The 10,753-nt window shown below is 72.8% G+C and carries 10 protein-coding genes and 1 tRNA gene; 7 read left to right on the forward strand and 4 right to left on the reverse strand.

The window, feature by feature from the left end:
* The first annotated feature begins 36 nt into the window (after positions 1-36).
* On the forward strand, positions 37-561 hold the full coding sequence (locus E1298_RS37655) for a DUF501 domain-containing protein (protein WP_131902028.1): 525 nt from the start codon (positions 37-39) through the stop codon (positions 559-561).
* On the forward strand, positions 558-1,502 hold the full coding sequence (locus E1298_RS37660; RefSeq protein ID WP_131902012.1) for a Ppx/GppA phosphatase family protein: 945 nt from the start codon (positions 558-560) through the stop codon (positions 1,500-1,502). Before E1298_RS37655 ends, E1298_RS37660 begins: the two co-directional genes overlap by 4 nt.
* Positions 1,503-1,534: 32 nt before the next feature.
* Here E1298_RS37660 and E1298_RS37665 read toward each other — a convergent pair whose 3' ends face one another.
* Positions 1,535-2,329 carry a DUF2510 domain-containing protein gene (locus E1298_RS37665; protein WP_131902014.1) on the reverse strand — a complete coding sequence of 265 codons (795 nt, stop codon included), beginning with the start codon at positions 2,327-2,329 and terminating at the stop codon, positions 1,535-1,537.
* 201 nt (positions 2,330-2,530) lie between these two features.
* On the opposite strand from E1298_RS37665, the gene E1298_RS37670 reads away from it, so the two are divergent.
* From E1298_RS37670 to E1298_RS37690, 5 genes are all read left to right on the forward strand, one after another.
* Positions 2,531-3,346, forward strand: a complete 816-nt coding sequence (locus E1298_RS37670; protein ID WP_131902016.1) for a uracil-DNA glycosylase — start codon at positions 2,531-2,533, stop codon at positions 3,344-3,346.
* 261 nt (positions 3,347-3,607) lie between these two features.
* Positions 3,608-4,969, forward strand: a complete 1,362-nt coding sequence (locus tag E1298_RS37675; RefSeq protein WP_131902018.1) for an NAD(P)/FAD-dependent oxidoreductase — start codon at positions 3,608-3,610, stop codon at positions 4,967-4,969.
* A 30-nt stretch (positions 4,970-4,999) separates the two neighbouring features.
* Positions 5,000-6,250 (forward strand): class I SAM-dependent methyltransferase, encoded by a 1,251-nt coding sequence (locus E1298_RS37680; protein ID WP_131902020.1) that lies wholly within the window; start codon positions 5,000-5,002, stop codon positions 6,248-6,250.
* A gap of 168 nt (positions 6,251-6,418) precedes the next feature.
* A tRNA-Leu gene (locus E1298_RS37685) sits at positions 6,419-6,494 on the forward strand.
* A gap of 141 nt (positions 6,495-6,635) precedes the next feature.
* Positions 6,636-7,466: a Bax inhibitor-1/YccA family protein gene (locus E1298_RS37690; protein WP_131902022.1), complete on the forward strand. Its 831-nt coding sequence runs from the start codon at positions 6,636-6,638 to the stop codon at positions 7,464-7,466.
* Positions 7,467-7,642: 176 nt separating this feature from the next.
* Here the strand turns inward: E1298_RS37690 and E1298_RS37695 are convergent, their stop codons facing one another.
* From E1298_RS37695 to E1298_RS37705, 3 genes are all read right to left on the reverse strand, one after another.
* Complete coding sequence (locus E1298_RS37695; RefSeq protein ID WP_131759630.1) at positions 7,643-7,870, reverse strand: DUF4287 domain-containing protein; 228 nt, start codon at positions 7,868-7,870, stop codon at positions 7,643-7,645.
* Positions 7,871-8,071: 201 nt separating this feature from the next.
* A complete protein-coding gene (locus E1298_RS37700; protein WP_131902024.1) occupies positions 8,072-9,292 on the reverse strand; it encodes an acetyl-CoA C-acetyltransferase in 1,221 nt (406 codons plus the stop codon).
* 196 nt (positions 9,293-9,488) lie between these two features.
* Positions 9,489-10,753, reverse strand: a 1,265-nt coding sequence (locus E1298_RS37705) for an outer membrane protein assembly factor BamB family protein (RefSeq protein ID WP_131902026.1), incomplete at its 5' end; no start/stop codon positions are given.

Genomic DNA, 10,753 nt, shown 5'->3' on the forward strand with positions numbered 1-10,753 from the left:
TATAAGAGACAGGGGGGGTCGCCGGACCCGGGCGACCTGGCCGCCGTCGCGGCGCAGCTGGGACGCGAGCCGCGCGGCATCCGCAGGGTCGCCTACCGGTGCCCCTGCGCGCTGCCCGCCGTCGTCGAGACGGCGCCGAGGCTCCCGGGCGGCACCCCGTTCCCCACGCTGTTCTATCTCACGTGCCCGAAGGCCGCCTCGGCGATCGGAACGCTCGAAGGCGGCGGGCTCATGCGCGGAATGCAGGCCAGGCTCGCCGGCGATCCGTCCCTCCAGGCCGCTTACACCGCCGCCCACGAGGACTACCTGCGCCGCCGCGGCGAGGCCGCCCGCGAGGACGGCATCGAGCCGCTGCCGGAGGGCATGCAGAGCGCGGGCGGCATGCCCGAGCGCGTCAAGTGCCTGCACGCCCTCGTCGCCCACGAGCTCGCCGTGCCCGGCGCCAACCCGTTCGGGCGCGAGGCGCTGGAGGCGCTCCCCGAATGGTGGCGCTCCGGCCCGTGCGTCCGCACGGACGACCCCGGACCCGACCCCGTCCCCCACGCCGAGGAGGCCCAGTGACTCGCGTCGCCGCCATCGACTGCGGGACGAACTCCGTCCGTCTCCTGATCGCCGACATCGCGCCGGGCGAGGACGGCGGCACCCTCACCGACGTGGACCGCCGGATGGAGATCGTCCGGCTGGGGGAGGGCGTCGACCGGACCGGGCGGCTGTCCCCGGCCGCGCTGGAGCGCACCTTCGCCGCGATGCGCCGGTACGCCGCGCTGATCGAGCGGCACGCGGCCGGCGACGGCCCGGTCAAGACCCGGGTGGTGGCGACCAGCGCCACCCGCGACGCCGCGAACCGCGCCGACTTCGTCGACGGCGTCGTCGAGATCTTCGGCGTCGTCCCCGAGGTGATCAGCGGGGACGAGGAGGCCCAGCTGTCGTTCACCGGCGCGACCGGGGAGCTGGCCGGGCTGCGTCCCGCCCGCCCCTACCTGGTGGCCGACATCGGCGGCGGCTCCACCGAGTTCGTCCTGGGCACCGACTCCGCCGACGCCGCCCGCTCGGTCGACATCGGCTGCGTGCGGATGACCGAGCGGCACTTCAAGGACGCCGACCCGCCCTCGCCGCAGCAGATCTCCAACGCCGTCGCCGACATCGACGCCGCGCTGGCCCGCGTCCGCGAGGCCGTCCCCGTGGACGAGGCGCGCACGCTGGTCGGGCTCGCGGGCTCGGTCACCACGGTCGCCGGGATCGCCCTCGACCTGCCGGAGTACCAGCCGTCCCGGATCCACCTGTCGCGCATCACCGCCACACAGGTCCACGAGGTGACGCGGCGGCTGCTGCACGGCACCCGGGCCGAGCGCGCCGAGTTCGGCGTCATGCACCCCGGACGGGTCGACGTGATCGGCGCGGGCGCGCTCATCCTCGACCGGATCATGCGGGAGTACGGGTTCGGCGCCGTCGTGGTGAGCGAGCACGACATCCTCGACGGCATCGCCTGGTCCCTGGTCTAGTCATTCTGGGGGGACGACCCCCCAGACCCCCTTTAGTTCTTAAGCTGCGCCAGCAACGCGGGGATCAGCACCGCGTTCGGGTTCTGCTGCGGGACGTAGAGGACGGGCGCGGTGCCGCTGGACTGCTGGATCCAGACCCGTCCGCCGTCCACCATGGCCCCGGAGATGGCCGACCAGCTGAGCGACACCCGGTTGCCGCGGACGCCGCCGGGGTGGACGGTCAGCCCCTGCGCCACGTCGATCGACTCGCCGGCCCGCACTCGTCCGGCCAGCTCCGACACCAGCCGGTTCTCGGCGTGGCCCTGGCACAGCCCGATGAGCCGCCCCCAGATCCGCTCGGGCTCGCCCTCGGGGCCGGGCGGCCGTCCGGGCATCGCGTCCGGCTCGATGACGATCTCGACGCGGGGGCCGCCGCGGAACGGGTAGCGGCCCGCCTGGAAGATCCACTGGGTGCCGGGCCGCTGGCCATAACCGGACGGGAGCTGCGCCGCCCAGTAGGCCACCCATTCCACCCTCGGCCAGGTGAGCGACGCCGTCCCGTACGCGACGACCTGGTCGTCGGCGTGCAGGTGGAGGCCGCGGACGTTCACGTCGACGGGCTGGACGGCGGGCTGGCGGCCCCAGTCGTTCCGCTGGCCGTAGGGGGCCGCGTGGTAGGGCTCCTGGGTGCGCCGGTCCTGCTCGGACGCCTGTCGTGACTGCTCAGGCGGCCGCAGGCGCGGCGGGCGCAGCGGCTCGGGGTTGAGGCGCTCGGTCCAGTTCTGACCGTCCCACCAGCGCAGGCTGCCGGTTCCGTAGGGGTCGGGATACCAGCCCGGTTGCGACAAAGCCTGCCTCCGCTTCGCAATGCGCGCCGGACACCCACCTCCCCGACCGGCGAACGCATCGTACCGAGCGAAGGTCGCGGACTCATGGAGCATGTGGACACTCGCGCGCGCACCGGGCCGCGCACGCACCGCGCACGGGCCGTGCCTGTAACGCCACCGCCGCCGCGACGATGTGCCGTTGGCCGTGCGAGGATCGGGGGCATGCCAGCCAACGCCCCGTTCGTGCCTCCCGGGTCGGGGTGGCCGGAGGACCCCGCCGCCCCCGGAACGCCCGTCGCGCACGGCGCGGGCGAGGTGATCGAGCTGGCAGCGAAGGCACCGGACCTGGACGAGCTGTGCGCGCGCCAGTCGGTGTGCCGGGCCTGCGACCGCCTGGTGGAGTGGCGGGAGAAGGTCGCGGTGCAGCGGCGCAAGGCGTTCGCGGACGAGGAGTACTGGGGACGGCCAATCGCCGGGTGGGGCGAGGCGGAGCCCCGCATCCTCATCGTGGGCCTGGCCCCGGCCGCGCACGGCGGGAACCGGACCGGCCGCATCTTCACCGGCGACCGTTCGGGCGACTGGCTGTTCGCCTCGCTGCACCGGGTGGGGCTCGCCGCGCAGCCGACCAGCGTGCACGCGGGCGACGGCCAGCGGCTGATCGGTGCCCGGATGGCGGCGACCGTCCGCTGCGCGCCGCCCGACAACAAGCCCACCCCGCTCGAACGCACGACGTGCCTGCCGTGGCTGGCCCGCGAGGTGGAGGACGTCGCGCCGAGCGTGCGCTGCGTGGTGTGCCTGGGAGGTTTCGCCTGGCAGGGCGTGTGGCCCGCGCTCAGGCAGGCGGGGTACGGGCTGCCGCGGCCCCGTCCGGCGTTCGGGCACGGCGCGGAGATCGAGCTGGCGCCGCCGCCTTCGGTGGCCCGCCGCGACCCCGTCCTGATGCTGGGCTGCTACCACCCGAGCCAGCAGAACACGTTCACGGGCCGGGTCACCGAGAGCATGCTCGACGACGTCTTCAAGCGCGCGCGGGACTACTAGTAGGCGGTTTCCGCCCCCCAGAGGACGGCGGGGCAGGGCCTGGCCAAGCGGCCGGGGCCGGCGAGCCGATCCCCGCGACGGCCCGCCTTCCGCGGCCGCTTGGCGCCCCCGTCCGGCCCTGTCCCCACTGTCTTCTTTCTTGTGATACATCGGGTGAGATGCCGGAGCGGGGGGAGAAGTTCGCAGGCAACGGGTGGTGATCGCCGGACGATCTGGAGCAAGATCGGTGAGGCCGCCGTGTATGCGGGTATCGCTCCCGTTATGCCTTCCGAGCGCACCACCGGTTCCGCCAAGCACCTCGTGATCGTCGGCGGCGGGTACGTCGGCATGTACACGGCCCTGCGCCTGCAGAAGAAGCTGCGCTCCGAGCTGCGGCGCGGCGAGGTCGTCGTCACCGTCATCGACCCGCAGTCCTACATGACCTACCAGCCGTTCCTGCCGGAGGCCGCGGCGGGCAACCTGGAGCCCCGGCACGTCGTGGCGCCGCTGCGGCGGGTCCTGCGGCGCTGCCGGATCCTGAACGGGTTCGTGACGCGGATCGACCACGCCTCGCGGACCGTCACCGTCCGTCCGGCGGGGGCGTCCTCGACCGGCGCCCCCTCCCGGGAGGTCGGCTACGACCTGCTCGTGGTGGCCCTCGGCTCGGTGTCCCGGACGCTGCCGATCCCCGGCCTCGCCGACTGCGGGATCGGCTTCAAGACCGTCGAGGAGGCCATCTTCCTGCGCAACCACGTCCTGCACCAGCTCGACATCGCCGCGTCCAACCCCGCCGACGAGGAGATCAGGCGCCGGGCGCTCACGTTCGTGTTCGTCGGCGCCGGGTTCGCGGGCATCGAGGCGCTCGCCGAGCTGGAGGACATGGCGCGGGACGCCTGCAAGTGGTACCCGGACATCGACGCGGACGAGATGCGCTGGATGATGGTCGAGGCGACCGGCCGGATCCTGCCCGAGGTCGGCCCCGAGATGGGCCGCTGGACCGCCGAGGCGCTGCGCCGCCGCGGCATCGAGGTCAAGCTGGAGACGCTGCTCAAGTCGGCCGAGAACCGGCACATCGTGCTGAGCGACGGCGAGGAGTTCGACGCGGGCACCCTCGTGTGGACGGCCGGGGTGAAGCCGCACCCGGTCGTCCGGGAGAGCGACCTTCCGCTGGACGACAAGGGGCGTATCAAGGCGACCGCCGAGCTGACCGTCGAGGGGCTCGACCACGTCTACGCGGCGGGCGACAACGCGGCCGTGCCCGACCTGACCGACACCGGCGACTTCACCGCGCCGAACGCCCAGCACGCGGTCAGGCAGGCCAAGCGTCTCGGCGACAACATCGTGGCCGACCTGCGCGGCAAGTCCCGAAAGCCCTATGTGCACGCCTATGTCGGGTCCGTGGCCGGGCTCGGCCTGCACAAGGGCGTCGCGAACGTCTACGGGGTGAAGCTCAGGGGGATTCTCGCCTGGCTCATGCACCGCACATACCATTTGTCGCGGATGCCGACCGTCAACCGCAAGTTCCGGATCACCGCGGACTGGACGCTCGCACTGTTCTTCCGGCGCGAGATCGTCTCCCTCGGCGAGCTGGAGTGGCCGCGCCAGGAGTTCGAGCTGGCGGCGGGGAGGCGCCAGGACGTCTGATACCGGCCCCCCGAGGAGGCGTGCCCGACCATGCACGACGGAGTCGCCTCCAGGCTGGCGCCCCTGCTCACCAAGATCATGCTCGGCGAGGGCCGGGAGGCCGCCGGGGAGCTGCCCATCCAGGTGAGGGCCTGGGACGGCAGCTCGGTCGGCCCGCCCGGCGCGCCCGCGTTCGTGATCCGGCACCGGCGGGCGCTGCGGCGGCTGCTGTGGAAGCCGGGCGAGATGGGCCTCGCCCGCGCCTACGTCGCAGGCGAGCTGGACATCGAGGGCGACGTCTTCGCCGCCCTCGACGCCGTCCAGCAGGTGATGCGCAGCGGCGACCGCCCGATCCGGCTGAGCGGCGACGACAAGCGCGACATCGTCCGGACGGCAGTGACGCTCGGCGCCGTGGGACCCGAGCCGAAGCCGCCGCCCGAGGAGTTCCCGCCGGCGCGGACCGGTGACGGGCCCGGCGGCCCGATGGCCGGGCCGGCGGCGTTCTTCGCCCGGCTGCTGGGGGACGGGACCGCGCACGGGACGGGCCTGTGGGACCAGGCCGTCGACCTGGACGAGGCCCAGCGCGCCGCCCACGAGGCCGTCGCCGAGCGGCTCGGCCTGTTCCCCGGCGCCCGGCTGCTCGACCTGAGCTGCGGCTGGGGCGCGTTCGCCAGGTACGCCGCCGCCAAGCACGGCGCCCGCGTGGTCGGGCTGGCCCGCACCCCCGAGCAGGCCGAGCACGTCCGGACGCAAGCGGGCGGGACCGGCGTGCAGGCCCGCGGCTGGGACCTGGCCGAGGCCGGGGACGGGCCCTACGACGCGATCGTCGGGCTGGCGGGCGTCGAGTCCATCGACCGCGACCCGCCCCGCCTGTTCGAGCTGCTCGCGCCCGGCGGACGGCTCGTCCTGCAGCAGCCCGTCCGCCGCCCCGGCCCGCACCGGATCAGGCGCACGTTCACCACCAGCTACATGTTCCCCGAGGACGGCGAACTCCGGCCGCTCGGCGAGATCGCCGGCGAGCTGGAGGACGCTGGCCTCGAAGTGCGAGCCGTGACGGCGCTGCGCGAGCACCACGCGCGGACGCTGCGGGCGTGGGCGGCCAACCTCCAGCGGCACTGGACGGAGTGCGCGCGGCTCACCGGCACCGGCCGCGCCCGCGTCTGGCTGCTCTACCTGGCCGCCTCCGCCCTGGCCTGCGAGAGCGGCCGCATCGGCATGCACGAAATCTGCGCTATTCGCCGGGATCGCGATGGCCGTGCGGGAACCACCCTCGTGGAAGGGCGCGCCGTAATGGGCCGTTGAACCGCGCCTTTTCCCGCTCCGTCCATGATGCTCGGAAGCCCGCGAGATGGGCGCTGACCTGCACGTTCACCGCTCGCCCGGCGGAGTGGGACGCCACCGGGCGCGAATGGGGTCTCAGTCGAATATCACTCCGCCTAAGACCCAATGCGCGGCCGGTATGATTGCGCCGCCCCTGTAGCCCAATGGCAGAGGCAGGCTCCCTAAAAGAGCCTACGTGTCGGTTCGAGTCCGACCAGGGGCACCAGGACCGGCCGGCGCTCTGCCAGGGGTGCCGGCCGGCGGTGCCCCGATCACCCACCATGAGGGTGCGGTCACACCGCGATGACCGGAGGCCGGGCGGCGGGCTGTTTACACTGGACTCAGATCGGCCGATATGGAGGCTCCGATGGAGAGCAGAAACCCGGCGTTCCGGGGGCAGTCCTTCCAGCAGAGATCCGGAGGCCCGGGATACGGCGCGCCCGGCTACGGCGCGCAGGGCCCCGGCGGCCAGATGTACGGCGGCCAGGGGTACGGCGCGCCCGCCTACGCGCCGCCGGACACGCGGCCCATGACCATGGACGACGTCGTCGTCCGCGGATTCGCGACCCTGGTCACGCTGGCGGTCGCCGCCGCGCTGGCCTGGACGCTCGTCCCCACCCGGCTCGCGGCGCCCGTGCTGATCGTCGCGCTCGTCGCCGAGATCGGCATCTGGGCGTTCATCACCTTCGGCCGCAAGGCCAACGCGCCCATGGTGCTGACGTTCGCCGCCGTCTACGGCGTCGCGGTCGGCATCATCAGCCACTCCTACAACGACGTCTACCACGGCGTGGCCTTCCAGGCCGTGATCGGCACCGCGCTGGCGTTCGGCGCGACGCTCGCCGCCTACACGCTGCGCATCGTCCGGGTGACGCCCAAGTTCGCCCGGTTCGTCATCGCGGCGGGCCTCGCCCTGATCGCGCTGATGCTCGTCAACGTGCTCGTGCACGCCTTCGGCGGGGACGACGGGATCGGCATCCGCGACCCGAGCAACCCGCTGGCGTACGTGTTCAGCGTCGCCGCGATCCTCGTCGGCTGCTTCTTCCTGCTGCTGGACTTCGACTCGATCGAGTCCGGCGTCCGGACGGGCGCGCCGGAGAAGTTCGCCTGGTACTGCGCGTTCGGCCTGGTGCTGAGCCTGGTGTGGATCTACCTGGAGATGCTCCGGCTCCTCAGCTACTTCTACGGCGGCAGAGACTAGCTTCTACGGCGGCAGAGACCAGCCGTACCGCCCTGCCCCGGACATCGATCGGCCCCTCGCCGCGGCGAGGGGCCGATCGTCTGTGGGATCTCTGCGCCAGGGTCGTGGCGGCATGTCGGCACGACGGCGGGGGTCATCCGTTGACGGGATCCCACCAAGTCTGTGTGTGAGGTACTTCAGTAGTGGCGAGCGCGGCGCGTCCGCTCGTGTTCGCGCACCAGCGCGGCGGCGTAGCCGTGGGACAGGTTGTGTTCATCGGCCAGCCAGCTACAGCGTTCCTCGCAGCGGGAGAACGACGGTCCGTTCTCGATGGCGGTGAACCACTCGGGGATGTCACGTCCTGTGACTTGCGGAATACGGGCGATCAGCTTGCTGTGCGTCTCCGGCGAGTGGTTCAGTGACAATTGGCACCTCCAGGTCGCGGGGCTCTTCCTGCCGACTCTGCAACAGAGGCCGGGATGTGACAACCCCCTAACGGGGACCTATCCAATGCGTTACGTAGATCGTTCGTAACGGAGATATCCTCCGGTAAACGCGCAGGTGGCCCGCACGCCCGTGCCCCAGGGCGTTTCGCGCGCGGGCCGCGCCGCACGGTGACCACCGGCTCAGGACAGGCGCTCCAGCACCATCGCCATGCCCTGGCCGCCGCCGACGCACATGGTCTCCAGGCCGAACTGCTTGTCGTGGAACGCGAGGCCGTTGAGCAGCGTCGAGGTGATCCGGGCGCCGGTCATGCCGAACGGGTGGCCGACCGCGATGGCGCCGCCGTTGACGTTCAGCTTGTCCAGGTCGATGCCCAGGTCCTCGGCGGACGGCAGCACCTGCGCGGCGAACGCCTCGTTGATCTCGACCAGGTCGATGTCGTCGATGGTCATGCCCGCCTTGGCCAGGGCCCGGCGGGAGGCGCCCACCGGGCCGAGGCCCATGATCTCGGGCGAGAGGCCGGTGACGCCGGTCGAGACGATCCGGGCCAGCGGGGTGATGCCGAGCTCGGCGGCCTTGGTGTCGCTCATGACGACGACCGCGGCGGCACCGTCGTTCAGCGGGCAGCAGTTGCCGGCGGTGATCGTCCCGTCCGGGCGGAAGACCGGCTGGAGCTGCGACACCTTCTCGTAGGTCGTGCCGGGCCTCGGCCCGTCGTCCTTGGCGACGACCGTCCCGTCCGGGAGCGTGACCGGGGTGATGTCCTTCTCCCAGAACCCGTTGGCCAGGGCCTTCTCGGCGAGGTTCTGCGAGCGGACGCCGAACTCGTCCTGCGCCTGCCGGGTCACGCCGCGCAGCCCGGCCACGTTCTCGGCGGTCTGGCCCATCGCGATGTAGACATCGGGAAGAGCGCTGTTCCCGCGCGGGTCACTCCACACCGGCGCGCCCCCTTCGGCCGCCTTGGCGGTGCGCTCCTGGGCCCCGGCGAACAGCGGGTTCTGAGTGTCGGGCAGCCCGTCGCTGCTGCCCTTGGCGAAGCGGCTGACGGTCTCGACGCCCGCCGAGACGATGACGTCGGCCTCGCCCGCCTTGATCGCGTGCAGCGCCATCCGGGTGGTCTGGAGGGAGGACGAGCAGTACCGGGTGATCGTGGCGCCGGGCACCTCGTCCCAGCCGAGCAGCACCGACACGACGCGGGCCATGTTGTAGCCCTGCTCGCCGCCGGGCAGCCCGCAGCCGAGCAGCAGGTCGTCGATCTGGGACGGGTCCAGCTGCGGGACCTTCGCCATCGCGGCGGTGATCATCTGGGCGGTGAGGTCGTCGGGCCGGATGTCCTTGAGCGACCCCTTGAAGGCGCGGCCGATCGGTGAGCGCGCGGTGGCGACGATGACTGCCTCGGGCATGTGAGGGTCTCCTGTCTCAGCGGCCGGTGACGGCGACCGGGCGGCCCCGCCGGGCGGGACGGTGTTACTCGCCGGTCATCAGCAATCTAGCTGCTGTGTCAGGGGGCGTACATGCCGGGTCCCCTCTACGCTGACATTGAGTCCAATAAGGGTCGGCCTACTCATTCCCGCCCCATGGTTCCGGCCCGCGGGGACGTCAGGGGCCGTACATGCCGGGACTGCCGCCCGCCGCGTCACGGACCGCGTGCAGGGCGCCGCGCTCGTCCCGCCAGACCCGCCAGCCGTCCACCGCGCCGGTGTACCAGCCCGGAGGCGCCCCAGGCGATGCGATGCGCCGTCCCGTGGACACGTCGTACGCGCACAGCGCCGCGATCGGGTAGAACCCGCGCAGGCCCGAGATCCTCAGCTCGGACGGGCTCATCGTGCAGAACGACCACGCGCGCATCCCCTTGACGTCGGCGGGCGCCGCGTCCCGCAGCGCGAACGCCGTGCCGGGCCGGCCCTGCGCGAGGAAGCCCAGCTTGCTGAGGTCGGCGGGGAACGACACCCACCAGGGCGTTCTGGGCGCCTTGTCCGCCGCGATGGCGCCGGTCGTCCGTCCGGTGCGCGGATCGAGCTGCTCGAACCCGCCGTACGCGCCCGCCGCGGTCACCTGCCGGGCGATCAGCGCGACGGCCGGATTGGCGCTCGGATAGACGCGCAGCAGCCGCTTGCGCGTCCACACGGGTTTGCCGTCGCCCAGCCGCAGCCCGAAGAAGCCGAACGCCGACAGCGCCCCGCGCCTTCCGCCCTGGTAGGGCGCGAGGTACCCGACCAGCACGTCCGACGGGCCGGTCAGCGCACCGAACGCCCAGCCGCCCGACAGGTTCACGCGCCCGCCGACCGCCCGCTCGACCGGGAAGCTCCACAGCGTCCTGCCCGACGCCAGGTCGCGTGCCTCAAGCGACGGATGCCCGGCCATGCGGAACACGACGGCCCTGGACGCGTCCGCCCACTCCACCTCGGCGATCCCGGCCATCTTCCACCGCGCCCGCCCGGTCGCCGGATCCAGGACGACGAACCGCGCGTTCTTCCGCGCGGTGAACTCCGAGACGCACACCCCCGCTCCGCAGCCCACCGGCCCGAACGTCGAATCGACCGGCCGCGCCCACTTCTGGGCACCCGTGCGCGCGTCCCGCGCGACCAGCGTCGCCTTCCACCTGCCCGTCCGCTGCGGCTCCAGCGCGACCACGACCCCGCCGCCCGGCCCGTCCACCACCGCGGGCGGCTGGACGCCCATCCCGGTCAGCCGTCCGACCATGGTCGCGGGACGCGCCCACAGCCGCCGTCCCTTCGCCAGGTCGTAGACGGCCGTCTCCAACGAGCCGTCTTCGCGCAGCCCGGTCACCGCCGCGACACCCGCCCCGGCCATGGGCCGGCTCACCACGTTCACGTCCGCGCCCGTCCACCCCTGGGCGGCCT

The organism is Actinomadura rubrisoli (genome assembly GCF_004349215.1).
GTDB classification, from domain to species: Bacteria; Actinomycetota; Actinomycetes; order Streptosporangiales; family Streptosporangiaceae; genus Spirillospora; species Spirillospora rubrisoli.